The following is a 23519-nucleotide window of genomic DNA, read 5'->3' on the forward strand; positions in this document are numbered from 1 at the left end:
TAGTTTCACTTGACGTGGCGCTGCACAGATCCGGCTCACACAAGCGTTGAGCTTAGTCTTGAATGGCGGGAGAGCAATGGCGGGGCTGAAAGAGGTGCGACACTTGGTCGCGCTTTGAGGCGGGAACTGCCGCACCAAAATGATGCGGCAGGAAATGTCCGGTAATTATTCGGCAGCTTTTTCCTCTTGATTACCGTGTGACAAGCTGAATACATAAGCCGCCAGCAACTGCACCTTGTCGTTGCCCAGCAACTCGTTTTGCGCCGGCATATGGCCCTGGCGGCCGTGGCGAATGGTTTGCTGCAATTGCGCCAGGCTGGTGCCGTAGATAAAACCGGCCGGTTGGGTCAGGTCGGGCGCGCCCATCATCGGCATGCCTTTGCCTTCAGCCCCGTGGCAGGCCACGCAAGTGGTATCAAACGCCTGCTTGCCGGCCGCCAGGTCGACAGTGGCGCCTTCAGGCAGCGGCAGGCCTGCCAGGTCGTGGCGTACATAGGCGGCGACGTTTTTCACCCCGTCTTCACCCAGTACTTCACCCCAGGCCGGCATGGCAGCGATGCGCCCACCCATGATGGTGGTCTTGATCGTGTCGGCATCGCCGCCCCAGCGCCAGGTGCTGTCGGCCAGGTTAGGGAAACCGAACGCGCCCTTGGCATCCGAGCCGTGGCACACCGAGCAGTTGGAGGCAAACAGGCGCCCGCCCATTTTCAGCGCCGCCGGGTCCTGCGCCACTTGCTCAACGGGCATGGAGGCATATTTGGCGTAGATGGGACCGAATTTGGCGTCCGCCTTGTCCATCTCCTTTTCCCACTCATGAACACCGGTCCAGCCGTTTTCATAGCCGGGCAGCAGGCCTTTCCAGTTGCCCAGGCCCGGGTAGAGGATCAGGTAACCCACCGAAAACACCAGGGTGCCCACGAACAACATGAACCACCATTGTGGCAGCGGGTTGTCGTACTCCTCGATGCCGTCAAAGCTGTGGCCCATGGTTTCGACGGTATCGCTTTTGGTTTCGCCCTTGCGCGTACTGACCAGCAGCCAGGTCAGGCCGATCAGCGTGCCGATAGTCAGCACGCATATGTACAGACTCCAGAAGGTGGTCATGCTTTGTTACTCCTAGACGCTTGTTCTTTCTCGACGTGTTGAATCGCCTCTGGATCGTCCTTGAATGGCAGTAAGGTCGCGTCTTCAAACTCCGATTTGCGCCGCGGGCTGAACACCCACAGCGCCAGACCGATAAACGCCACGGCCACCACCACGGTGCCCAGGCCGCGAATCATTCCACTACTCATCTCCAAGACCATGACTCACCTCTTGCTCTTGATGGCAGTGCCCAGCACTTGCAGGTAGGCGACCAGAGCGTCCATCTCGGTCTTGCCCTGCACGGACTGCTTGGCATTGGCGATGTCTTCGTCGGTGTAAGGCACGCCCAGGGTGCGCATTACTTCGAGTTTTTTCTCGGTATGGCTGCTGTCCACCGGCGCGGCGACCAGCCACGGGTAGGCGGGCATTTTTGACTCGGGCACGACGTTGCGCGGGTTGTACAAGTGCGCGCGGTGCCAGTCATCCGAGTAGCGGCCGCCGACGCGGGCCAGGTCCGGCCCTGTGCGCTTGGAGCCCCACAGGAACGGGTGGTCCCACACGCTTTCACCGGCTACCGAGTAGTGACCATAACGCTCGGTCTCGGCCCGGAACGGGCGAATCATCTGCGAGTGGCACTGCACACAGCCTTCACGGATGTAGATATCGCGACCTTCCAGTTGCAGTGCGGTGTAAGGCTTCATGCCCTCCACCGGGGTGTTGGTCACGTCCTCAAAGAACAGCGGGACGATTTGCGTCAGGCCGCCCACGCTTACGCACAGGATCATCAGCAACAGCATCAGGCCGATATTTTTTTCAACGACTTCGTGTTTCATTGCCAACTCCTCAGGCCATCTGCGCGGCGGCTACGACTTCAGCGGGCTCGGCGTTACGCACGGTGCGCCAAGTGTTGTAAGCCATCAGCAACATGCCGCTGAAGAAGATCGCCCCGCCGACCAGTCGCACGACAAAGCCGGGGTGGCTGGCCACCAGGGTTTCGACGAAGGAGTAAGTCAGCGTGCCGTCTTCGTTGACTGCGCGCCACATCAGGCCCTGGGCGATGCCGTTGACCCACATCGAAGCGATGTAGAGCACGGTGCCGATAGTGGCCAGCCAGAAGTGCGCGTTGATCAGGCCCAGGCTGTACATCTGCGGGCGGCCGAAGATTTTCGGGATCATGTGATACAGCGCGCCAATCGAAATCATCGCCACCCAGCCCAGAGCGCCAGCGTGTACGTGGCCGATGGTCCAGTCGGTGTAGTGGGAGAGGGCGTTGACGGTCTTGATTGCCATCATCGGGCCTTCGAAGGTCGACATGCCGTAGAAGGCCAGGGACACCACCAGGAAGCGCAGGATCGGGTCACTGCGCAGCTTATACCAGGCGCCCGAGAGGGTCATCATGCCGTTGATCATGCCGCCCCAGCTGGGTGCCAGCAGAATCAGTGACATCACCATGCCCAGCGACTGTGCCCAGTCCGGCAGCGCGGTGTAGTGCAAGTGGTGGGGGCCGGCCCAGATGTACAGGGTGATCAGCGCCCAGAAATGCACGATGGACAGGCGATAGGAGTAGATCGGACGCTCGGCCTGCTTGGGTACGAAGTAGTACATCATCCCCAAAAAGCCAGCAGTCAGGAAAAAGCCCACTGCGTTGTGGCCATACCACCACTGCACCATAGCGTCAGTGGCGCCACCGTAGAGCGAGTAGGACTTGGTGAAACTGACCGGGATTTCCAGGTTGTTGACGATATGCAAAATCGCCACGGTCACGATAAACGCGCCGAAAAACCAGTTACCCACATAAATGTGCTTGGTCTTGCGCTTCATGATCGTGCCGAAAAACACGATGGCGTAAGCGACCCAGACGATGGTGATCAAAATGTCGATCGGCCATTCCAGCTCGGCGTATTCCTTGGAGCTGGTGTAGCCCAGCGGCAGGCTGATGGCCGCGAGCACAATCACCAGCTGCCAGCCCCAAAAGGTAAACGCCGCGATTTTCGGCGAGAACAGGGTGGCCTGGCAGGTGCGTTGCACCGAGTAGAACGAGGCGGCGAACAGGGCGCAGCCGCCGAAGGCGAAAATCACGGCGTTGGTGTGCAATGGGCGCAGGCGCCCGAAACTGGTCCAAGGCAAATTGAAGTTGAGTTCTGGCCAAACCAACTGCGCGGCGAGAAAAACGCCGAGCCCCATACCGACGATGCCCCAAACCACCGTCATAATGGCAAATTGGCGGACCACCTTGTAGTTGTAGGCGGTACTTGTAGAAGTGTTCATGGTTCCCCATCCACGGTTCAGGCGCGTTCAAACGCACGCCTGGAGTTATAAGCAGACTAAAAGCGAGGCAAGCATGGTCGTAGCGGGCAAGGCCGGTATTGACGGGGATCAATGGGCGCTGTGCGCGCGGGAACGGGGCTGGTTGTGGAATGGCGCTGGCGGGGGCGCATTCGCGACCCTGATCCTGGCCCACGGTGCGGGTGCGCCGATGGACAGTCACTGGATGGACGGCATGGCTGAACGCCTTGCTGCGCGCGGGGTGAGCGTATTGCGCTTTGAATTCCCATATATGGCTCAACGCCGTCTCGATGGTGGCAAAAGGCCGCCTAATCAGCAGGTCAAATTGCTCGAAAGCTGGCGAGAAGTTTTTACCGAGGTGCGACGGCATGTCGCTGGGCCGTTGGCCATTGGCGGCAAGTCAATGGGCGGGCGCATGGCCAGCCTGCTGGCGGATGAGCTCAACGTCGACGCACTGGTGTGCCTGGGTTATCCGTTCTATGCCGCAGGCAAGCCGGAAAAACCGCGGGTGGCGCACCTGGCGCAATTGAAAACCCCGACCCTGATCGTGCAGGGCGAACGTGATGCGTTGGGCAACCGTGGGGCGGTCGAGGCCTACACACTGGCGCCGGGTATTGAGTTGATGTGGCTGGTGGCGGCTGATCATGACCTCAAGCCATTGAAGGCTTCAGGGTTTACCCATGAACAGCATCTGGATGCGGCGGCGGACAGGATTGCGGGGTGGTTGCTCAAAGCCCCGTAGCAGCTGCCGAAGGAACGAGGCTGCGTTCGAGCGCGAAGCGGTCGTAAACCTGAATCCACGTTTTAACTGAAAGACCGGGATATCAGGTTTTACGACTGCTGCGCAGCCGAACGCAGCCTTCGGCAGCTGCTACGGGGTAGGGTATTCGATTCCCTTAGCGGTTAAACCGCTCCACCAACGAATACTGGGTATTCACGGTCTGGGTCAGCTCCTCGCTCAACAGCGCCGAATGCTGCGCCTGTTCGGAAGTCTGGTCAGCCAGGTCAGCAATGGTGCTGATGTTGCGGCTGATTTCCTCGGCCACGGCACTTTGTTCCTCGGTCGCCGCCGCGATCTGGGTGGTCATGTCGGTGATATTGGCCACCGCTTCGCTGATGCCCACCAGTGCCTGGTCGGCTTCCAGTACCCGCGCCACACCTTCTTCGGCCTGACGGTGACCGGCGTCCATGGTTTGCACCGCCGTGGCGGCGGTTTGTTGCAGCTTGGCAATCAGGCTGTGGATCTGCCCGGTGGAGGCGCTGGTGCGTTGCGCCAGTTGGCGCACTTCGTCAGCTACCACGGCAAAGCCCCGGCCCATTTCCCCGGCCCGCGCCGCTTCGATGGCGGCGTTCAGGGCCAGCAGGTTGGTCTGGTCGGCGATGCCCTTGATCACGTCAACAACGCCACCAATCTCGTCACTGTCCTTGGCCAGCTGCGTCACCGTGGCGCCGGTTTCGCCTACCACCACCGACAGGCGCTGGATCGCTTCGCGGGTTTCCCCGGCAATATCGCGGCCGCGGCTGGTCAGGCGGTTGGCTTCCTGGGTGGCGTCGGCGGTGCGCTGCACATGGCTGGCCACTTCCTGGGTGGTAGCGGCCATCTGGTTGACGGCCGTGGCCACTTGCTCGGTCTCGACGCGCTGGCGCTCCAGGCCTGTGGAGCTTTTGTGCGCGAGGATGTCGGACTGGCGCGCCTGGCCGCTGAGGTGCTCGGCGGTGTCCTGCAAACGTGTCAGGCAGGTCTTCAGGCGTGCTTCCTGGCTCAGGATGGACATTTCCAGACGCGCTTGCGGGCCGCGGCTGTCGGTGTACATCTGCGCAATCAACGGATCTGAGGTGGTTTGCTCGGCCAGGCGCAGCAGGCGCTTGACCCCGCGTTGTTGCCAGCTCAGGCCCAGCAGGCCCAGCGGAATCGACAGCAGGGCCGCCAGGGCAAAACCCCAGCTGGAATTGAGCGTGGCGCCAATCATGAAACTCAACTGGCTGACCAGAATAAACGGCAGCCAGTCCTGCAGCACCGGCAGCCACTTGTCGCGCTGGGGCACCGCCGACTTGCCGCGATTGAGGCGCAAGTACAGGGCTTCAGCGCGGCGGATCTGCTCGGCCGTCGGCTTGACCCGCACCGACTCGTAACCCACCACACGCTCGTTTTCGAACACCGGGGTGACATAAGCGTTGACCCAATAGTGGTCGCCGTTCTTGCAACGGTTCTTGACGATGCCCATCCACGGAGAACCCTTTTTCAGGGTGCTCCACATATGTTCGAAGACTGCGGGCGGCACATCAGGGTGGCGCACCAGATTGTGCGGCGCACGTATCAGCTCCTCACGCGAAAATCCGCTGATTTCCCTGAACGCATCGTTGCAGTAGGTGATGACGCCTTTGGCATCGGTCGTGGAAATCAACCGTTGCTGCGCGGGAAATGTGCGTTCGCGTTGAGTGATGGGCTGGTTATTACGCATGTCGTTTCAATCCGCAAGACTTTGACAGGCTGTCGGCATGGGGCAGGAATTGTTTAATTTATATTTCAGGCGCCGGGCCTTCAGGGCGTGAGCATCGGGTAAGTAAAAAACACGAAGTGCAGCACGTTAAGCCCAAAGTGCGTGGTGATCGCAGCACTCAGCCCGCCAAAGCGGTAGGCCAGGCCATAGCCAATGCCTGCCAGCCCTGCCAGCAACATCCATTGCCAGCCTGCTGGCGCATGTGCCAGGCCAAACAGCACCGAGGCCACGACAAGCGCTACAGTCTGGCCATAGGGCAGCAACTTGAGCTTGCGGCTTAACCCGCCCTGGATATAACCGCGAAACAGCGCCTCCTCGACCAGAGTGACCAGCAGCAGATTATTCAACAGCCAGAGGGTGCCCTGATGTGGCCATTTTGGTGCCCATGCCACCATGCCCAGCAGCATCGCTCCGCCCAGCGCGGCAATGGCCGCCAGGGCCAGGCCCATCGCGGTGGCGCGCAAAGACACGCGCCAGGCAAACCGTGGCGCAATCCACGGGCATACCAGCAGCAGCCAGAAGCCAATCAGCGGCTTGTCCAGGTTGAAGTACATCGAGAAGGGTACGGCATCCGGAGTCAGGCGCGTGGGGGCGATGGCGCGGCCGTTATGGAAGCCAGGCAGCCAGTGCAAGGCCAGCGCCAGCGCCAGCAGCACAAACAAGGCGTGCCCGGCATAGCGCAGGTAATGGCTTTTGCGCTGCAGAACGGCAAGCCCGCTGACAGTCAGCAGGGCCAGCGCGATCAAGGTTTGAACACCCAGTTGCCCGTAGCTCAGGGCAAGGCCGTAGCCCAGGGTTAGAAGGGCCAGGTAAGGCCAGGGCAAAGCGATCATGTGAATCCTTGCAATCGTTAAAAAACACCCCGGATCCAGTCCGGGGTGCGCAAGTATAACGATTCGTGGCCCTGGGGAGCGGGCTGCTGCCACAATGATCCTGCACGCCGCAGCTTAATGCGGCACAGCACTCCCTGTGGGAGCTGGCTTGCCAGCGATGCAGACGGCGCAGTCCGTTCAGGTAGACCGCGTCGCTGCCATCGCGAGCAAGCCCGCTCCCACAGGGGGGCTGCATGCCGCCGTTTAATGCGGCACAGCACTCCCTGTGGGAGCTGGCTTGCCAGCGATGCAGAAGGCGCAGTCCGTTCAGGTAGACCGCGTCGCTGCCATCGCGAGCAAGCCCGCTCCCACAGGGGGGCTGCATGCCGCCGTTTAATGCGGCACAGCACTCCCTGTGGGAGCTGGCTTGCCAGCGATGCAGACGGCGCAGTCCGTTCAGGCAAACCGCGTCGCTGCCATCGCGAGCAAGCCCGCTCCCACAGGGGGCCTGCATGCCGCCGTTTAATGTGGCACAGCACTCCCTGTGGGAGCTGGCTTGCCAGCGATGCAGACGGCGCAGTCCGTTCAGGCAAACCGCGTCGCTGCCATCGCGAGCAAGCCCGCTCCCACAGGGGGCCTGCATGCCGCCGTTTAATGTGGCACAGCACTCCCTGTGGGAGCTGGCTTGCCAGCGATGCAGGCGACGCAGTCCGTTCAGGCAAACCGCGTCGCTGCCATCGCGAGCAAGCCCGCTCCCACAGGGGGGAGGTGCGTTTATGAAGCAATCAGCTGGCGTAGCACGTAGTGCAATATCCCTCCAGCCTTGAAGTATTCCACCTCGTTAAGCGTATCGATCCTGCACAGCACCTCGACCTTTTCCTGGCTGCCATCTTCGCGGGTGATTACCAGGCTCAGGTTCATTCGCGGTTGCAGCTCGCTGCCGGTCAAGCCGAGGATATCCAGGGTTTCCTTGCCCGTCAGCTTGAGGCTCTTGCGGTTCTGGTCAAGCTTGAACTGCAAGGGCAATACGCCCATGCCCACCAGGTTGGAGCGGTGGATACGCTCGAAGCTCTCGGCAATCACCGCCTTGACCCCCAGCAGGTTGGTGCCCTTGGCGGCCCAGTCACGGCTTGAGCCGGTGCCGTATTCCTGGCCGGCGATCACCACCAGTGGCGTGCCTGAAGCCTGATAGCGCATGGCCGCGTCGTAGATCGGCAGTTTCTCACCGGTGGGAATATAGATCGTGTTGCCACCTTCTTCGCCGCCGAGCATTTCGTTGCGTATGCGGATATTGGCAAAGGTGCCGCGCATCATCACTTCATGGTTGCCGCGCCGCGAGCCGTAGGAGTTGAAGTCCCGTGGCTCCACGCCCTTGTCGCGCAAGTAGCGCCCTGCGGGGCTGTCGGCCTTGATATTGCCGGCCGGGGAGATATGGTCAGTGGTGACCGAATCCCCCAGCAGCGCGAGAATATTGGCGCCCTCGACGTCACTGATCACCGGCAATGGCCCGCTGATTTCGTCAAAGAACGGCGGGTGCTGGATATAAGTGGAGTCTGCTTGCCACACATAGGTCGCGGCTTGCGGCACCTCGATGGCTTGCCACTGCTCGTCACCGGCAAATACTTCGGCGTATTCCTTGTGGAACATGCCGGTGCTGACCTGGGCCACGGCATCGGCGATTTCTTTCTGGCTGGGCCAGATATCGCGCAGGTACACAGGCTGGCCATCTTTGCCGGTGCCCAGCGGGTCACGGCTGATGTCTATTCGTACAGTGCCTGCCAGGGCATAAGCGACAACCAGCGGTGGCGAGGCCAGCCAGTTGGTTTTCACCAGCGGGTGAACGCGCCCTTCAAAGTTGCGGTTACCGGACAGGACCGAGGCTACGGTGAGGTCGGACTGGGTAATGGCTTTTTCAATCGGCTCGGGCAGTGGCCCGGAGTTGCCGATACAGGTGGTGCAGCCATAGCCCACCAGGGCAAAGCCCAACTGGTCGAGGTAGGGCGTCAGGCCGGCGGCTTTGTAATAGTCGGTGACCACCTTGGAGCCTGGTGCCAGGGAGGTCTTGACCCACGGTTGGCGGGTCAGGCCTTTCTCCACGGCTTTTTTCGCCACCAGGCCTGCGGCCATCATCACGCTGGGGTTGGAGGTGTTGGTGCAAGAGGTGATGGCAGCAATCACCACCGCACCATTTTTCAGACGGTAAGTTTGGCCTTCATAGCTGTAGTCCGCTTCGCCGATCAGATCCGCATTGCCTACGGCTACACCGCCACCGCCTTCACTTTCCAGGCGGCCTTCATCTTTTTTCGTGGCCGGTTTGAATTGCAGGCTGAGGAAGTCGTCGAATGCTTGCCCGACATTGGGCAGCGCAACCCGGTCTTGCGGGCGTTTTGGCCCGGCCAGGCTGGCTTCTACAGTGCCCATGTCCAGGGCCAGGGTTTCGCTGAAAATTGGCTCCTGGCCAGCGACCCGCCACAGTCCCTGGGCCTTGCAGTAAGCCTCCACCAGTTTGACCGTGGCTTCAGGGCGACCTGAGAGGCGCAGATAGTCCAGGGTGATTTCATCCACCGGGAAAAACCCGCAGGTGGCGCCGTATTCAGGGGCCATATTGGCAATGGTGGCACGGTCGGCCAGGGGCAGGTCCGCGAGGCCATCGCCATAAAATTCGACGAATTTGCCGACCACGCCCTTGCTGCGCAGCATTTGCGTGACGGTCAGCACCAGGTCTGTGGCGGTGATGCCTTCCTTGAGCTTGCCGCTGAGCTTGAAACCCACCACTTCCGGGATCAGCATCGACACCGGCTGGCCAAGCATCGCCGCTTCGGCCTCAATGCCGCCCACGCCCCAGCCCAGCACGCCGAGGCCATTGATCATGGTGGTATGGGAATCGGTGCCGACCAGCGTGTCGGGGAAGGCGTAAGTGCGACCATCTTCGTCCTTGGTCCACACGGTACGGCCCAGATATTCGAGGTTTACCTGGTGGCAAATCCCGGTGCCGGGCGGGACCACGCTGAAATTATCGAAGGCATTTTGCCCCCAGCGCAAAAACGCATAGCGTTCGCCGTTGCGCTGCATCTCGATATCGACGTTTTGCTCGAAGGCGCTGGCGCTGGCAAACCGGTCGACCATCACCGAGTGGTCGATCACCAGGTCCACCGGGGACAGCGGGTTGATGCGCTGCGGATCGCCGCCGGCCTTGGCCATCGCGGCGCGCATGGCGGCCAGGTCGACCACGGCGGGCACGCCGGTGAAGTCCTGCATCAGTACCCGGGCAGGGCGGTACTGGATTTCCCGGTCGCTGCGCCGCTCTTTGAGCCAGGCGGTCAGGGCCTTGAGGTCGGGTTCGGTAACGGTCTTGCCGTCTTCCCAGCGCAGCAGGTTCTCCAGCAGCACTTTGAGTGACATGGGCAGCTTGCTCAAATCGCCCAGTGATTGGGCGGCGAGGGCAAGGCTGAAATAGTGATAAGTCTTATCGTCGACTTTTAGTGTGGCGAGGGTATTCAGGCTATCGAGGGAGGACATGAAATGACTCCTTTAGACGGATCGCGTGGCACAAGCAGAGCTTCTAACCTAGCTCTGATTAGGGGCTGTGGCTAATAACTGGACTGTCTATGCGGGTTCAAGGTTCCGAACTCGGCTATCATGCCGACCTTTTCGTGACAGTCCTTGCGCCAAATCAAGGATGCGCAGCCGGCCAATTCCTGCCCGCTGCCCAGGAGTAATTCAATGAACACCGTTTTTATGCACTGCCGGCCCGGGTTTGAAGGTGAAGTTTGCTCGGAAATTGCCGAGCATGCCGCCCGCCTCAATGTGTCTGGCTACGCCAAGGCCAAGCCGGGCACTGCCTGCGCCGAGTTTGTGTGTACCGAAGCAGGCGGCGCCGAGCGCCTGATGAACAGTCTGCGTTTCGCCGAGCTGATCTTCCCGCGCCAATGGGCCCGTGGCGGCTTCGTCGACCTGCCGGAAACCGACCGGATCAGCGTTATTCTCGAGCACATGGCCGACTTCCCGGTGTGTGGCAGCCTGTGGCTGGAATTGGTCGACACCAACGACGGCAAGGAACTGTCCAACTTTTGTAAAAAGTTTGACGGCCATCTGCGCAAGGCCTTGATCAAGGCCGGCAAGCTGACGGAAGAAGAGGACGCCAGCAAGCCGCGCCTGTTGCTGACCTTTAAAAGTGGCCGTGAAGTGTTCCTCGGCCTGGCTGCGGCCAACAACTCCGCCATGTGGCCGATGGGTATTCCGCGCCTGAAGTTCCCCCGTGAGGCGCCGAGCCGTTCGACCCTTAAACTGGAAGAAGCCTGGCACCACTTTATTCCCCGCGACCAGTGGAATGAGCGCCTGCACAGCGACATGACCGGCGTCGACCTTGGCGCTGCGCCGGGTGGCTGGACCTGGCAGTTGGTCAATCGCGGCATGATCGTGACCGCCATCGACAATGGCCCGATGGCTGAGAGCCTGATGGACACTGGCCTGGTGCAACATTTGATGGCTGACGGTTTCACCTTCAAGCCCAAGCAGCCCGTGGACTGGATGGTCTGCGATATCGTGGAGAAACCGGCGCGTAATGCGGCGATGCTCGAAGAGTGGATTGGCGAAGGCCATTGCCGCGAAGCGGTGGTCAACCTGAAACTGCCGATGAAGCAGCGCTACGCCGAAGTGCGCCGGCTGCTCGACCGCATTGCCGACGGCTTCAAGGCCCGGGGCATCCAGGTTGAAATCGGCTGTAAGCAGCTGTACCACGACCGTGAAGAAGTGACCTGCCATTTGCGTCGAATCGACGTTAAAAAACCTAAATCTCGCTGATCGGGGAGTAACAGATGAGTTTTACCGACCTGCCAGTTGACGGCATCCTGGACGCCACCGGCCTGAACTGCCCGGAGCCGGTGATGATGTTGCATCAACACATTCGCGACCTGGCGCCGGGTGGCTTGCTGAAAGTCATCGCCACCGACCCCTCGACCCGCCGCGACATCCCCAAGTTCTGCGTGTTTCTGGACCATGAACTGGTGGGGCAGCAGGAAGAGGGGGGCAAGTACCTGTACTGGATTCGCAAGAAGCAGGATTGACAGCTCCCACAGACATCACGCCGCACTTCTAGGAGCGGGCTTGCTCGCGATGCAGACGCCACGGTCTGTCAGGCAAACCGCATGGAAGCCATCGCGGGCAAGCCCGGCTCCCACAGACATTGCGCCGCACTTGTGGGAGCGGGCTTGCTCGCGATGCAGGTGCCGCGGTCTGTAAGGCAAACCGCGGTGAAGCCATCGCGGGCAAGCCCGGCTCCCACAGACATTGCGCCGCTCTTGTGGGAGCGGGCTTGCCCGCGATGCAGGTGCCGCGGTCTGTCAGGCAAACCGCGGTGAAGCCATCGCGGGCAAGCCCGGCTCCCACAGGAATTGCGCCGTTCCCACAATCATTTATTTACTACGGCGGATATGCCTTTTCGCACTGCGCGCCAACCGCACGCCCAGCATCAGCGCAGCGCAAGTCAGGCCCACGATCAAGCCCTGCCACAGCCCGCTCGGGCCGTTGGCCGGGCCGAACCAGTCGGTCAGCCCCAGCGCGTAGCCCACCGGCAAGCCAATCCCCCAATAAGCAAACAAGGTCAGGATCATCGTCACCCGCGTGTCCTGATAACCGCGCAGGGCACCGGCAGCAGTTACCTGGATCACGTCCGAGAACTGATACAACGCAGCAAACATCAGCAGCATAGTCGCTACCTCGATCACCAGCGGGTCGGCGGTATAGACGGTGGCAATCTGTTGGCGCAGCAGCAGGATCAGACTGGCGGAAATCGCCGCCCACACCAGTGCGGTGCCCATGCCCACACCCGCCACAAAACGGGCTTCGCGCGGCTGTTCACGGCCCAGGGCCTGACCCACGCGCACGGTGATCGCCATGCCCAGGGAGTACGGGATCATGAACACCAGCGAGCTGAAGTTCAGGGCTATCTGATGCCCTGCCACTACGGTGGCACCCAGGCTGCCAATCAACAGCGCAATCACCGCAAATATGCTCGACTCGGCAAAGACCGCGATGCCAATCGGCAGGCCGACGCTGAGCAGGCGCTTGAGGATCGGCCATTTTGGCCATTCAAAATGGCTGTAGACCTTGCTCGACTGGTAGATGGCGCCTCGATAAGTCCAGGCCACCATGCCCAGCGCCATAAACCACATCACAATGGCCGTGGCCCAGCCGCAGCCCACGCCGCCCATTGCCGGGACGCCAAAGTGGCCATAGATAAAGATGTAGTTGAGCGGGATATTCAGGGCCAGGGCACTAAGCCCCAGGATCATGCTTGGCCGGGTTTTGCCCAGGCCATCACTGAAATTGCGCAACACGCAATACAGGCCCACGGCGGGCATGCCGCTGGCGATCCCGTGCAAGTACCCCATGCTGGGTGCAATCAGCTCAGGATCGACCTTCATCAGGTGCAGCAACGGTTCTGCGCCGATCAGGATCAGCGCCGCGCACAAGCCGGTCATCAGGGCCAGCCACAAGGCCTGGCGTACGATCGGGCCTATTTCACCGTGGGTATTGGCGCCAAAGCGCTGGGCGACCTTGGGCGTGGTCGCCAGCAAAATGCCCGACATCAGCAAAAACACCGGCACCCAGATCGAGTTGCCCAGCGCTACGGCGGCCAGGTCACGCGGGCCGACGCGCCCGGCCATCACCGCATCGACAAAGCCCATGGCCGTGGTGGCGATTTGCGAAATGATGATGGGGAACGCCAGCGCCAACAGCGCGCGTACTTCGGTGCGCACCCGGGCCGGGCGGCTGACAGCAATGGAAGAGGAGGGTTGGGTCACAGAGTTCACAGGCTTGTATCCACAGGGTTAAACGCGCAAAGCCGGGGATTGTACGCCTGACCAAACGGTCAGTTAACACCGAGTTGTAGGCGCTTTGTAAGCGTGCCGGCAAGTACCTGCACACCCGGCTGGCCCATTGCGCGTAACAACGCCTACACTGCCACTCCGCGAAAGGAGCCTGCCATGTTGATTGTTGCTGACGAAAATATTCCGCTGATTGAAGAATTTTTTGCTGACTTCGGTGAAATACGCCGCCTGCCGGGGCGCCAGATCAACCGCGCCGACGTCCATGATGCCGATGTTTTGCTGGTGCGCTCGGTGACCAAAGTGGACCGCGAGTTGCTCGAAGGCAGCGCGGTGCGGTTTGTCGGCACTTGCACCATCGGCACCGATCACTTGGCGCTGGACTACTTTCAGCAAGCCGGTATCCAGTGGTCCAGCGCCCCTGGCTGCAATGCGCGTGGCGTAGTGGACTATGTGCTGGGTAGCCTGCTGACCCTGGCTGAAATCGAAGGCGCCGACTTGACCCAGCGCACCTATGGCGTAGTTGGTGCCGGCGAAGTGGGCGGCCGGCTGGTCAACGTCCTGCGTGCATTGGGCTTCAATGTGCTGGTGTGCGACCCGGTGCGCCAGGCCGCTGAAGGCGGTGACTACGTCAGTCTTGAACAGATTATCGAGCAGTGCGATGTGCTCAGCCTGCATACGCCCCTGGACAAGGGCGGCGATTACCCGACCTGGCACTTGCTCGATCAGCAGCGCCTGGAGCAGCTGAAACCTGGCACCTGGCTGATCAACGCCAGTCGCGGCCCGGTGGTGGACAATGCCGCGCTGCGTGAAGTACTGACCCGGCGCGATGACCTGCAAGCAGTGCTGGACGTGTGGGAAGGCGAGCCGCAAGTGGACGTCGAACTGGCGGACTTGTGTGTGCTGGCGACCCCGCATATTGCCGGCTACAGCCTGGACGGCAAACAGCGCGGCACGGCGCAGATTTATCAGGCGCTGTGTGATTTCCTCGGCCATAGCCCACAGGTCAAGCTGGCCGACCTGTTGCCTGCACCCTGGCTGGCCAAGGTCGAGCTGAGCGCCAGCAGCGACCCGGCCTGGGCCCTGGCCATGCTGTGCCGTGGCGTGTATGACCCGCGTCGTGACGATGCCGATTTTCGCCGCAGCCTGATCGGTACTGTGCAAGAGCAGAAGCTGGCCTTCGACGGCCTGCGCAAGCACTACCCGATTCGCCGTGAAATCGAAGGTTTGCAGGTGCATATCGAGGGCGAGTCAGTGGCCTTGAAACAACTGGTAAAGGCCTTGGGTGCAGTAACGGTCTGAGCCTGCGGGCATAAAAAAACCGGCCTTGGGTAACCAGGCCGGTCAGTGAAACGAATGCTGTGTGATCTTGGGATCAGTCTTTGCGTGAAGGCTTGACCAGACGTTGCTCCAGCTCGTGGCAGGCGTCCTGGATCATCGCTTCAGTGATCAGCACTTCCTGACCATTTTCGTCGATAAACGCGCACCCCAGAGATTGCTGTGGCTGGGTGCGAATAACCGGTACGGCTTGAGCGTTCTGTTGCAAATCCATGGCCTGTCTCCTCATCAGGGTGTAGCGCTACTGTAGATCCGTTTAATGACCAAGCTGTGACAAACTTGGCGACCACCCCAGTCCAACAGAAATATCCTGAAACTTCCAGCCCGACTTTAGAACATTACCGTCTAGGCTTTGTGGTTGCGGGTCATATTCAAAACGAGTGAGAAAGGTTTACCGGCCCGGGGCGAACTTCGTTGTAGGCTGTGCAGGCTTTTTACGCTTGTCCACTCTCTGGATACCTGCCGATGCTGTCTTCCCGTCACCGCCGCGCCATTCGTCTGGCCACCCATTTTATTGCGCCCTATCGTTGGCAAGCCTTTGGTGCGCTATTGGCTCTGATTGTCACGGCAGGCATCACCTTGTCGATGGGGCAGGGTATCCGGCTGCTGGTCGACAAGGGGTTTATGACCCAGTCACCGCACCTGCTCAACCAGAGCATCGGATTTTTCCTGGTACTGGTGCTGGGTTTGTCTGTGGGTACCTTTGTGCGCTTTTATCTGGTGTCATGGATCGGCGAGCGGGTGGTCGCCGATATCCGGCGCCAGGTGTTCAATCATCTGATCGGCTTGCACCCGGGGTTCTACGAGAACAACCGCAGCTCGGAAATCCAGTCCCGCCTGACGACCGATACCACGCTGCTGCAATCGGTGATCGGTTCTTCACTGTCGTTGTTCCTGCGCAACAGCCTGATGGTGATCGGCGGCGTGATCCTGTTGTTTGTCACCAACCCCAAGCTCACCAGTATCGTGGTGGTCGCTTTGCCGCTGGTACTGGTCCCGATTCTGTTTTTTGGCCGTCGGGTGCGCAGCCTGTCGCGCCAGAGCCAGGACCGGATCGCCGATGTCGGCAGTTATGTGGCCGAGGCCCTGGGCCAGATCAAGACGGTGCAGGCCTACAACCATCAACAGCAAGACCAGCAGCGTTTTGCCAGCACCGTCGAGCATGCGTTTGCCACTGCCCGCAAACGCATCCTGCAACGAGCCTGGTTGATTACCCTGGTGATCCTGCTGGTGCTGGGAGCTGTAGGGGTGATGCTGTGGGTGGGCGGCATGGACGTGATCGCCGGGCGCATCACCGGCGGCGAGCTGGCCGCCTTTGTGTTTTACAGCCTGGTGGTTGGCAGTGCGTTCGGCACCTTGAGCGAGGTGATTGGCGAGCTGCAACAGGCGGCGGGGGCGGCTGAGCGGATCGCCGAACTGCTGCAGGCAAAAAGCCTGATCCTGGCGCCGAGCACGGATTTACGCGTGTTGCCCGCGCGGGTGGAGGGCAACCTTGAGCTTGAAAACCTGCGCTTTTCCTACCCCTCACGGCCAGAAAGCCATGCCATTGACGGCCTGAGCCTGACGGTCAATGCGGGAGAAACCCTGGCGCTGGTCGGGCCTTCGGGGGCAGGCAAATCGACATTGTTTGACTTGTTGCTGCGCTTTTACGACCCCCAGCAAGGCCGGATTCTGCTGGAAGGTCAATCGATCACCCAGCTTGACCCGCAGGACTTGCGTCGCTGCTTTGCCCTGGTGTCGCAAACCCCGGCGCTGTTTTTTGGCAGCATTGAAGACAACATTCGCTACGGCAATGCCGGGGCCAGTGACGAGCAAGTCCAGGCGGCGGCCCGCATTGCCCATGCCCACGACTTTATCCTGCAGATGCCCGAGGGTTATAAAACCCATTTGGGAGATGGCGGCCTGGGGTTGTCGGGCGGGCAACGCCAGCGTCTGGCAATTGCCCGGGCGTTGCTGGTGGATGCGCCGATCCTGTTGCTGGACGAGGCTACCAGTGCGCTCGATGCCCAGAGCGAGCATTTGATCCAGCAGGCGTTGCCCAGCCTGATGCGGGGGCGTACAACGCTGGTGATCGCCCATCGTCTGGCCACTGTGCAGAATGCTGACCGTATCGCGGTGATGGACCAGGGCAAACTGGTTGCCATCGGCACCCACGCCCAATTGATCGCCAGTAACCCGCTGTATGCGCGGCTGGCGGCGTTGCAGTTCAATGCGACGGTTTAGTGTGGGAGCAGGCTTGCCTGCGAGGCAGGCAACGCGGTCTATCAGTGAAATCGCGGTGCTGCCATCGCGAGCAAGCCCGCTCCCACAGGGGTTTGGCCTTAGCGGTACTCACACAGGTAAGCGGTATCCACTGCGACCTTGAGCTGGAACTTGCTGTTGGCCGGCACATTGAACTGGCTGCCGGTCTTGAAGGTTTCATACTCGCTACTGCCCGGCAGCTTGACGCTCAGCTCGCCCGAGACCACATGCATGATTTCACGTTCGGCAGTACCGAACTCGTATTCGCCCGCAGCCATGACGCCAATGGTGGCCTTGCCTTCGGTTTGGGCGAAGGCAATCGACTTGACGGTGCCGTCGAAGTATTCGTTGACTTTAAACATGGCGATTCCTCGGAATGGGCTAAAAAGGGCTGGCCAGTATGCAGAAGCGGTTTTATCCCGTCACGCCCTTTTGTGGCCCTAGCCCTTGAGCACCAGCGGCAATAAACGCGCGGTATTACGCGCGTCTTCCAGCGCCCGGTGCTGCTGGCCACTGAACTGCATCCCGGCCAGTTGCAGGGCGCTGTTAAGGCCCAGCGGCTGCTTTAACTGGCGGGCCCTGGCAAATTGCTGCTTGAGGTTCATGTGCGGCAATTGCTGCAGGGCGCTGTGCAGGTGTTGCTGGCGCCATTCCTGCTCCAGTTGCTTGCGGTCGTATTCGCCCCAGCTGGCCCAGCCTTCCAGTTTGGGCAGGTGCTGGCCCAGCCAGCGTTCGAACTGTTCCCACACCTGCGCCATCGGTGCCCCCGTATCAATATTGGCCTGGGTGATGCGGGTCAGTTGGCGGCAAAATGGCGTCAACAGAGGGCGCCGTTGCGGGCGAATGAAGCGCTGGAAATGATCCACTTCGCGGCCTGCGCGGGTCACCACGCTGGCGCCGATTTCAATCACTTCCATTTCCTCCAGGGGCCAGCCGCCATCATCGGTAGTGGCTTCCAGGTCAATTACCAGCCAGTGAGGCATGTGCAGCTTCCTTTAACAGCATCGGCGTGAAGTGGGAGCGTAGCTAAAACCCGGGGCCAGGCGCTTATTTTGTAGTGGGCCGGCAGGGCGCTTGCTTGCTAGTCTATATGCGCTTTAATGATGTGCGTGCCCGATCTCAGGTCGCGTGTCGATCAATAAGTTCCAGCCCGGGGCGGCGTCAGGTGCGTATGGTTTTGAAGTGTTCGCCGCTACAGTTGGCCCACAGCCTGTTGCTGACCCTCGGTATGGTCTGGCTGACACCGGTGTGGTGCGCCCAGGAAGTACGGGTGGGTGCTGCGCATTTTCCGCCGTATACCGTACGCCCCGAACGCGGCGTCGACACCGGCTTGCTGTCGCAACTGCTCGATGCCCTCAACCAGTTGCAGGACGACTACCGATTTGTCCTGGTACCCAGTTCTGTGCCGCGACGTGTGCGCGATTTCGAGCGGGGGCGGGTGGACATGCTGATGTTCGAGAACCCGGCCTGGGGCTGGCAGGCGTTCTCTTACGTTGCCGTTGATATGGGGCTGGAAGACGCTGAAGTGTTTGTTGCCCGCCAGCAGCCTGATCGTCAGCAAAGCTATTTTGATGATTTGAGTGGCAAGCGCCTTGCGCTGTTCAGCGGCTATCACTACGCCTTTGCTGGGTTCAACTCGGCACCCAAGTACCTTGCCGAAACGTTTGCGGCAACCCTGACCTATTCCCACGAAAGCAATCTGTTGATGGTGTTGCGTGGTCGTGCGGATATTGCCTTGATGACCCGCTCCAACCTGATCGAGATGTTGCGCAGCGACCCTGAGACCCGTTCGCGGGTGATGGTGTCCGAGCGGGTCGACCAGACCTATCGTCATTACGCCTTGCTGCGGCCAGGAGCGCCAATCCAGAGCCGCAATTTTGCCCAGATGATGCAAAAGCTGCGTGACAACGGCCAGCTGCAAGCCATTTTTGCGCCTTACAAGATTGCCGTGGTGGGGATGTAGGGAGGGAATTTTGCGCCTGCTTCGCCGCCGATCGCAGCCTTCGGCAGCGGCTACAGGTTATGCCAGCCTTTGTTGGCGCAGCAGTATCAACGCCGCGCGTAGGTATCGGCGTGGGTGCCCGACACTTCGCGGCAATGGATCAAGGCATCGCGAATCATGAAGTTGACCAGGGTCGGCGACACGCCCAGTTCCTTGGCGATGTCCTTTTGCTGCACGCCGTGCAGGCGATACATCTCGAAGGCATAGCGGGTGCGGCTCGGCAACTCAGTGAGCGCCACCGCGATATGTTCCAGGGTCGAGAAATTGATCAGCGAGGCTTCCGGCGAAGCGCCGTGGATCACCACATTGAGGCCTTCTTCTTCGGTGCCCGAGTATTTTTGCTCCAGCGCCTGCTTGCGGTAGTGGTCGATCGCCAGGTTGCGCACGATCTGGAACAGGTAACTGAGCTGGGCCTTGAAGGAGGAGGTGATCTGCGGTGCGGACTGCAAACGGAAGAAGGCATCCTGCACCACATCTTCAGCCCTGTAGCGGCAGCCGGTGATGCGGGCTGCAATTTTGACCAGCACCAGCCGGTTATCGACAAAGGCTTGAAGTAGGGGTGAGTCGCACTTGCCTGTGGACATGGGTTCCGTCATGGAGATCACCTGCTGCGAATGAGTGAGTGAGGACCTCTTCGTGGGAGGCGTCCTACACAGCTGTTCACAAGCTAGGCTTAATGATAATGATTGTCAATTGAGAAACAGAATTAATCGCACCTTAAAAGGGCGAACTGAGACCTGGCTCACGCCGGCGCTGGGGAGGCTGCGATCCCGTGCCCCGGGGATCGCAGCCTGCGGGTTTTACTTGGGCCCGAGGATCTGCACCAGCTTGTCCGGCGACGGCGCGCCTTGCTGCTGTTGCAGGTTGCCTTTTTCGTCGAGATAGAAAATGGCCGGGGTGGCCGCCACATCCAGTTGCTCCATCAACTGCGCGTTGGCATCGAGCTTGGCCTGTACGTCTGCCGGGATTTTGGCCAGGGGCTTGAGGGTGCTGGCCTTGCCGGCTTTTTCGTGCTCGTGCAGGGCTTGCTGCGGGTCCTTGGCGGCCAGCAGAGCGGCGGATTTGGCCGGGCTGTCTTCGCGGATGATGCCCACCATGATATGGCGCAATTGCACCTTGCCCGAGTCGACCCAGGGGCGGGCCTGCTCCCAGAACATGTTGCAATACGGGCAGTTCGGGTCGCTGAACAGGTACACGATACGCGGTGCATCGGCCTTGCCGTCAGCAATCCAGTTACTCTTTTCCATCTCGGCCCATACCTGCTTGGCCATTGGCTCGTACACCAGCTTTTGCAGGGGGGCCAGGCTCAAGTCCTTGCCGTCGGCGTCATACAGGTTACCCACCAGAACGTTGCCGTCGGGGGTCAGGTACAGCGCCATGCCGCGGTTCTGGTACTGGGCGGCGTAACCACGCAAGCCGCCGGGGGCATCGAAACTGCCGATGATCTTGGCGCCCTTGGCTTCAATCTTCTTGATTGCCGGCGGCAGCTCTTCGGCTTGCAGCGCAGGCGATTGCAGGAGCGCGGCACCCAGCAGGGTAGCCATGCTCAGGGTTAGCAGTTTGCGGTTAAACATGTGTGCTGATTCCTGGCAGGGTCGGCCTGTTGGGCCGACATTGAAGTGTTCAGGTTAAAAGGCTCCATCGCCCGGGCCAGGCTGGCTTTTGACAGCTCGCCCAAATGGCTGCCCAGCAGCCGGCCATCCGCGCTATAGAACAGCGTAGTCGGCAGGGCCATCGAACCGACCTTTTGTGCCAATTGGCCGCCGCTGTCGAACAGCACGTTGCTCAGGTTCAAGCCTTGGGTTTCCAGAAAAGTGCTGACGCTCTGCATGCTTTCACCCTGATTGACGAACAGGAACGTCACGTTCTGATGCTCGTGCTGGGCGTTTTGCAGCACCGGCATTTCCCGGCGGCACGGCGGGCACCAGGTGGCCCACAGGTTGATCACCAGCGGGCCGCCCTGGTAACTGCTCAACTGCACCGACTCGCCATTGGCATTGCGCAACACCAGCTCCGGCAGGCGCGTGCCTTTTTCGTAGAGGTTGCTTGAAAGGCTGGCCAGCAGCCAGAACGCCAGTCCGCTGGCCAGCCCCCAGCCCAGGGGACGGCGCAACCCGACGCGCCGCCAGCCCCACACCAGGGCACCGCCCAGCACTGCCAACAGCCCTGGCCACAGCAAAAAACCACCATCGCGCAGGTCGAGAATTTGCAGCGGGTCGTCCTTGAAGTAGCGCCAGTAGCTGAGTACAAAACCAACCCGTGCGGCCAGCAGGCCCAGCAGAAACAGGCTGAACAACACCGACTCGGGGTTTTCGCCACCGCGCTTGGCCACCCGCCAGCCCACCAGTGTCGCCAGGGCAAGGGCCAGGATCAGCAGCAAGTGATTGATGGCCAACGCAAACGAACCGATGGTCAGGGTGAGCATTTAGAGGAGTTCCCGAGTGGCGTTCCAGTTATTCAAAAAGGTCTGGGCGTTGACTTCGCCAGTGATGCGCTGCCCACGACGCTCAACACCATTGGGGCCGATCCAGACGAAACTGGGCGGGCCGGGTACTTTATAACGGCTGAGCAGCTCGCGGCTGGCGACATTATCGGCGGTCACGTCAAGACGCAACAAGCGCACGCCTTGCAGGGCATCCATCACCTGGGGTTTGGCAAATACCTGTTTTTCCATGACCTTGCACGACACGCACCAGTCGGCGTAGTAATCGAGCATTACCCATTGGCCCTGGGCCTTGGCGCTGGCCAGCTCGCGGTCGAGGCTGGCCGGGTCCTTGAGGGTGATAAAGGTGTCATGGGCGGTACTGGCCGAAGCGCCTGCCACGGTTTTGGCGGTATACACCTGCAGGGGTTGCCACAGCTCGGTAGCGCCCCCGGCGGCGCCCACCAGCAACAGGCTGCCCCACAAGCCTGCCAGCAGGCTGAGCGGGCTGAACAGTGGTCTGGCGCGCAGGAATACCTGCGCCTGTTGCCACAGGCTGCAGGCCAGCACGATCAGCAGCACGCCCCACAGGCCCAGCCACAACGACTCGGCGAGCACCGGGCGCACCAGCAACAACGCGGTGCCCAGGAACAGGAAACCGAACAGGCCCTTCATCAGGTTCATCCACGCACCTGGCTTGGGCAGGAAGCGGCTGCCCACGGTCACCAGCAACAACAGCGGCACACCGATGCCCAGGCCCATTACAAACAGCACCAAGCCGCCTTCAACCGCATTGCCGCTTTGCGCGATATACAGCAGGGCACCTGCCAGCGGCGCGGTCATGCAGGGGCCTACCAGCAAGCCCGAGAGGGCCCCCAAAATACCTGCACCCAACAAGCTGCCGCCTTTGCGGCCGCGCCCGGCAGTTTCCAGGCGGTCGCGCAGGGCGGCGGGCAATTGCAGCTCGAAAAAGCCGAACATCGGCAGCGCCAGTATCACGAACAGCGCGGCGAAACTGCCCAGCAGCCAGGGTTGTTGCAGCAGGGCCTGCAAGTTGGCGCCCAGCAGCGCCGCCAGTACACCCAGCCCGGCATAGACCATTGCCATGCTGATCACATAGCTGCCGGCCACGGCAAAACCGCGCCCGGCCGTGGCGCCACTGCCCACTACCAGCCCGGCTAGAATCGGCAGCATGGGCAGCGAGCACGGCGTAAAGGCCAGCAGCAGGCCCAAACCGAAGAACAGCAGCAGGCTCCAGCCTAATGAGCGCTGTTGCAATGTGGTCGCCAGTGACTGGTCCTGGGCCTGACCCTGCACGCTGGTTGCCAAGGTGCCGCCCAAATCGACGGTCTGGCTTTGTGGTGGGTAGCACAGGCCGGCATCGGCGCAGCCTTGCCAACTGACCTTGACCTGACCGCTGGCTCCCGCCGGGATCACGATTGCAACGCTGTCGCGATACACTTGGGTGGCGCCAAAAAACTCATCGCTGTGTTCCAGCCCTTGCGGCAATACAGGCGTGTGCGCGGCGTCAAGCCCGTCAAATCTGAAACGTTTTTTATACAGATAGTAGGTGTCGGCAATCTTCCACTGCAGGCGGGTCTCGCCGGAGGGCAGGTGCTCGCTGCTGAATACAAACGCCTTGCCTACCGGCAAAAAGTCAGCTTGTTGTGCAAACGGGTCTTCACTGGCGTATGCCTGGCTAAAACCCGTGAACATCAACAAGAAAAAAACAAACAAACGAGACATGCGCCAGACCTTGGTGTTTACGAATAGAGCCCACCTTGGGGGGTGTCGATTAACCGAGTGTTAATACTTGCCCGCTTCAATGTTTGCCGGGTCAACTGCAAAAACTGTTCGGCATGCTTCAAAGCCCCGAGGTTATAAAGGCGCATGCCTTTTTCATGAAGCAGGGTGTAGGTGGGCAGCCCTTCGAGGGGTCAGGAAAATTCATCAGTGAATACCAGCATACAAATTCCTTTTGAGTGGAGATGGACTGGCGTTCAG

The 23519-nt window shown here is 60.7% G+C and carries 21 protein-coding genes; 6 read left to right on the forward strand and 15 right to left on the reverse strand.

Going from position 1 to position 23519, the window contains the following annotated elements; all coding sequences use genetic code 11:
- Positions 1-165: 165 nt before the first annotated feature.
- The 4 genes from ccoP to ccoN are packed head-to-tail and all read right to left on the reverse strand — an operon-like array spanning position 166 to position 3351.
- Positions 166-1104: a cytochrome-c oxidase, cbb3-type subunit III gene (ccoP, locus tag BFC21_RS01390; protein WP_095004101.1), complete on the reverse strand. Its 939-nt coding sequence runs from the start codon at positions 1102-1104 to the stop codon at positions 166-168.
- Complete coding sequence (locus BFC21_RS01395; RefSeq protein WP_029611342.1) at positions 1101-1292, reverse strand: cbb3-type cytochrome c oxidase subunit 3; 192 nt, start codon at positions 1290-1292, stop codon at positions 1101-1103. Before BFC21_RS01395 ends, ccoP begins: the two co-directional genes overlap by 4 nt.
- A 15-nt stretch (positions 1293-1307) precedes the next feature.
- Positions 1308-1916 (reverse strand): cytochrome-c oxidase, cbb3-type subunit II, encoded by a 609-nt coding sequence (gene ccoO / locus BFC21_RS01400; protein ID WP_083369456.1) that lies wholly within the window; start codon positions 1914-1916, stop codon positions 1308-1310.
- Between the two features lie 10 nt (positions 1917-1926).
- Positions 1927-3351, reverse strand: a complete 1425-nt coding sequence (ccoN, locus tag BFC21_RS01405) for a cytochrome-c oxidase, cbb3-type subunit I (protein WP_120265535.1) — start codon at positions 3349-3351, stop codon at positions 1927-1929.
- A 73-nt stretch (positions 3352-3424) separates the two neighbouring features.
- Here ccoN and BFC21_RS01410 point away from each other — a divergent pair, with 73 nt between their 5' ends.
- On the forward strand, positions 3425-4111 hold the full coding sequence (locus BFC21_RS01410; RefSeq protein ID WP_120265536.1) for an alpha/beta family hydrolase: 687 nt from the start codon (positions 3425-3427) through the stop codon (positions 4109-4111).
- 154 nt (positions 4112-4265) lie between these two features.
- Here the strand turns inward: BFC21_RS01410 and BFC21_RS01415 are convergent, their stop codons facing one another.
- The 3 genes from BFC21_RS01415 to acnA form a co-directional block, all read right to left on the reverse strand.
- Positions 4266-5831, reverse strand: a complete 1566-nt coding sequence (locus BFC21_RS01415; RefSeq protein ID WP_016780312.1) for a PAS domain-containing methyl-accepting chemotaxis protein — start codon at positions 5829-5831, stop codon at positions 4266-4268.
- An 80-nt stretch (positions 5832-5911) separates the two neighbouring features.
- The gene (locus BFC21_RS01420) at positions 5912-6703 is read right to left on the reverse strand and encodes a CPBP family intramembrane glutamic endopeptidase (protein ID WP_088376996.1); all 792 of its coding nucleotides are present in this window, start codon (positions 6701-6703) and stop codon (positions 5912-5914) included.
- 753 nt (positions 6704-7456) lie between these two features.
- On the reverse strand, positions 7457-10201 hold the full coding sequence (acnA, locus tag BFC21_RS01425) for an aconitate hydratase AcnA (protein ID WP_120265537.1): 2745 nt from the start codon (positions 10199-10201) through the stop codon (positions 7457-7459).
- A gap of 204 nt (positions 10202-10405) precedes the next feature.
- On the opposite strand from acnA, the gene rlmM reads away from it, so the two are divergent.
- Together rlmM and tusA are read left to right on the forward strand one after the other, a co-directional pair.
- Positions 10406-11485: a 23S rRNA (cytidine(2498)-2'-O)-methyltransferase RlmM gene (gene rlmM / locus BFC21_RS01430; RefSeq protein WP_120265538.1), complete on the forward strand. Its 1080-nt coding sequence runs from the start codon at positions 10406-10408 to the stop codon at positions 11483-11485.
- A 14-nt stretch (positions 11486-11499) separates the two neighbouring features.
- On the forward strand, positions 11500-11748 hold the full coding sequence (gene tusA / locus BFC21_RS01435) for a sulfurtransferase TusA (RefSeq protein ID WP_088376998.1): 249 nt from the start codon (positions 11500-11502) through the stop codon (positions 11746-11748).
- 348 nt (positions 11749-12096) lie between these two features.
- Here tusA and BFC21_RS01445 read toward each other — a convergent pair whose 3' ends face one another.
- A complete protein-coding gene (locus BFC21_RS01445; RefSeq protein WP_088376999.1) occupies positions 12097-13497 on the reverse strand; it encodes an MATE family efflux transporter in 1401 nt (466 codons plus the stop codon).
- A gap of 174 nt (positions 13498-13671) precedes the next feature.
- Here BFC21_RS01445 and pdxB point away from each other — a divergent pair, with 174 nt between their 5' ends.
- On the forward strand, positions 13672-14814 hold the full coding sequence (pdxB, locus tag BFC21_RS01450; protein ID WP_088377000.1) for a 4-phosphoerythronate dehydrogenase PdxB: 1143 nt from the start codon (positions 13672-13674) through the stop codon (positions 14812-14814).
- A gap of 73 nt (positions 14815-14887) precedes the next feature.
- On the opposite strand, the gene BFC21_RS27090 is transcribed toward pdxB, so the two are convergent.
- Positions 14888-15064: a PA1571 family protein gene (locus BFC21_RS27090; protein ID WP_016780318.1), complete on the reverse strand. Its 177-nt coding sequence runs from the start codon at positions 15062-15064 to the stop codon at positions 14888-14890.
- Positions 15065-15309: 245 nt separating this feature from the next.
- Here BFC21_RS27090 and BFC21_RS01455 point away from each other — a divergent pair, with 245 nt between their 5' ends.
- A complete protein-coding gene (locus tag BFC21_RS01455) occupies positions 15310-17073 on the forward strand; it encodes an ABC transporter transmembrane domain-containing protein (protein ID WP_162939376.1) in 1764 nt (587 codons plus the stop codon).
- Positions 17074-17171: 98 nt separating this feature from the next.
- On the opposite strand, the gene BFC21_RS01460 is transcribed toward BFC21_RS01455, so the two are convergent.
- Positions 17172-17453: a pyrimidine/purine nucleoside phosphorylase gene (locus BFC21_RS01460; protein WP_016780320.1), complete on the reverse strand. Its 282-nt coding sequence runs from the start codon at positions 17451-17453 to the stop codon at positions 17172-17174.
- Positions 17454-17531: 78 nt separating this feature from the next.
- Complete coding sequence (locus BFC21_RS01465) at positions 17532-18074, reverse strand: exonuclease domain-containing protein (RefSeq protein WP_088377002.1); 543 nt, start codon at positions 18072-18074, stop codon at positions 17532-17534.
- A gap of 188 nt (positions 18075-18262) precedes the next feature.
- Here BFC21_RS01465 and BFC21_RS01470 point away from each other — a divergent pair, with 188 nt between their 5' ends.
- Positions 18263-19054 (forward strand): ABC transporter substrate-binding protein, encoded by a 792-nt coding sequence (locus tag BFC21_RS01470; RefSeq protein ID WP_088377003.1) that lies wholly within the window; start codon positions 18263-18265, stop codon positions 19052-19054.
- A gap of 86 nt (positions 19055-19140) precedes the next feature.
- Here the strand turns inward: BFC21_RS01470 and BFC21_RS01475 are convergent, their stop codons facing one another.
- The 4 genes from BFC21_RS01475 to dsbD all read right to left on the reverse strand — a co-directional run bounded on the left by BFC21_RS01475 (position 19141) and on the right by dsbD (position 23261).
- Positions 19141-19689, reverse strand: a complete 549-nt coding sequence (locus tag BFC21_RS01475; RefSeq protein WP_016780323.1) for an RNA polymerase factor sigma-70 — start codon at positions 19687-19689, stop codon at positions 19141-19143.
- 204 nt (positions 19690-19893) lie between these two features.
- Entirely contained in the window at positions 19894-20667 is a 774-nt protein-coding gene (dsbG, locus tag BFC21_RS01480) for a thiol:disulfide interchange protein DsbG (RefSeq protein WP_088377004.1), read from the reverse strand.
- Positions 20646-21518, reverse strand: a complete 873-nt coding sequence (locus BFC21_RS01485; protein WP_095004091.1) for a TlpA disulfide reductase family protein — start codon at positions 21516-21518, stop codon at positions 20646-20648. Before BFC21_RS01485 ends, dsbG begins: the two co-directional genes overlap by 22 nt.
- Positions 21519-23261 carry a protein-disulfide reductase DsbD gene (dsbD, locus tag BFC21_RS01490; RefSeq protein ID WP_088377006.1) on the reverse strand — a complete coding sequence of 581 codons (1743 nt, stop codon included), beginning with the start codon at positions 23259-23261 and terminating at the stop codon, positions 21519-21521.
- Positions 23262-23519 lie beyond the last annotated feature (258 nt).

Source organism: Pseudomonas sp. TMW 2.1634, from assembly GCF_001703595.1.
GTDB lineage: Bacteria > Pseudomonadota > Gammaproteobacteria > Pseudomonadales > Pseudomonadaceae > Aquipseudomonas > Aquipseudomonas fragi.

What these genes read in the sequence shown, in the direction of transcription:
- ccoP (WP_095004101.1), bottom strand. Translation starts at nt 1,104, where the DNA reads ATGACCACCTTCTGGAGTCTGTACATATGCGTGCTGACTATCGGCACG.
- BFC21_RS01395 (WP_029611342.1), bottom strand. Translation starts at nt 1,292, where the DNA reads ATGAGTAGTGGAATGATTCGCGGCCTGGGCACCGTGGTGGTGGCCGTG.
- ccoO (WP_083369456.1), bottom strand. Translation starts at nt 1,916, where the DNA reads ATGAAACACGAAGTCGTTGAAAAAAATATCGGCCTGATGCTGTTGCTG.
- ccoN (WP_120265535.1), bottom strand. Translation starts at nt 3,351, where the DNA reads ATGAACACTTCTACAAGTACCGCCTACAACTACAAGGTGGTCCGCCAA.
- BFC21_RS01410 (WP_120265536.1), top strand. Translation starts at nt 3,425, where the DNA reads ATGGTCGTAGCGGGCAAGGCCGGTATTGACGGGGATCAATGGGCGCTG.
- BFC21_RS01415 (WP_016780312.1), bottom strand. Translation starts at nt 5,831, where the DNA reads ATGCGTAATAACCAGCCCATCACTCAACGCGAACGCACATTTCCCGCG.
- BFC21_RS01420 (WP_088376996.1), bottom strand. Translation starts at nt 6,703, where the DNA reads ATGATCGCTTTGCCCTGGCCTTACCTGGCCCTTCTAACCCTGGGCTAC.
- acnA (WP_120265537.1), bottom strand. Translation starts at nt 10,201, where the DNA reads ATGTCCTCCCTCGATAGCCTGAATACCCTCGCCACACTAAAAGTCGAC.
- rlmM (WP_120265538.1), top strand. Translation starts at nt 10,406, where the DNA reads ATGAACACCGTTTTTATGCACTGCCGGCCCGGGTTTGAAGGTGAAGTT.
- tusA (WP_088376998.1), top strand. Translation starts at nt 11,500, where the DNA reads ATGAGTTTTACCGACCTGCCAGTTGACGGCATCCTGGACGCCACCGGC.
- pdxB (WP_088377000.1), top strand. Translation starts at nt 13,672, where the DNA reads ATGTTGATTGTTGCTGACGAAAATATTCCGCTGATTGAAGAATTTTTT.
- BFC21_RS27090 (WP_016780318.1), bottom strand. Translation starts at nt 15,064, where the DNA reads ATGGATTTGCAACAGAACGCTCAAGCCGTACCGGTTATTCGCACCCAG.
- BFC21_RS01460 (WP_016780320.1), bottom strand. Translation starts at nt 17,453, where the DNA reads ATGTTTAAAGTCAACGAATACTTCGACGGCACCGTCAAGTCGATTGCC.
- BFC21_RS01465 (WP_088377002.1), bottom strand. Translation starts at nt 18,074, where the DNA reads ATGCCTCACTGGCTGGTAATTGACCTGGAAGCCACTACCGATGATGGC.
- BFC21_RS01470 (WP_088377003.1), top strand. Translation starts at nt 18,263, where the DNA reads ATGGTTTTGAAGTGTTCGCCGCTACAGTTGGCCCACAGCCTGTTGCTG.
- BFC21_RS01475 (WP_016780323.1), bottom strand. Translation starts at nt 19,689, where the DNA reads ATGACGGAACCCATGTCCACAGGCAAGTGCGACTCACCCCTACTTCAA.
- dsbG (WP_088377004.1), bottom strand. Translation starts at nt 20,667, where the DNA reads ATGTTTAACCGCAAACTGCTAACCCTGAGCATGGCTACCCTGCTGGGT.
- BFC21_RS01485 (WP_095004091.1), bottom strand. Translation starts at nt 21,518, where the DNA reads ATGCTCACCCTGACCATCGGTTCGTTTGCGTTGGCCATCAATCACTTG.
- dsbD (WP_088377006.1), bottom strand. Translation starts at nt 23,261, where the DNA reads ATGTCTCGTTTGTTTGTTTTTTTCTTGTTGATGTTCACGGGTTTTAGC.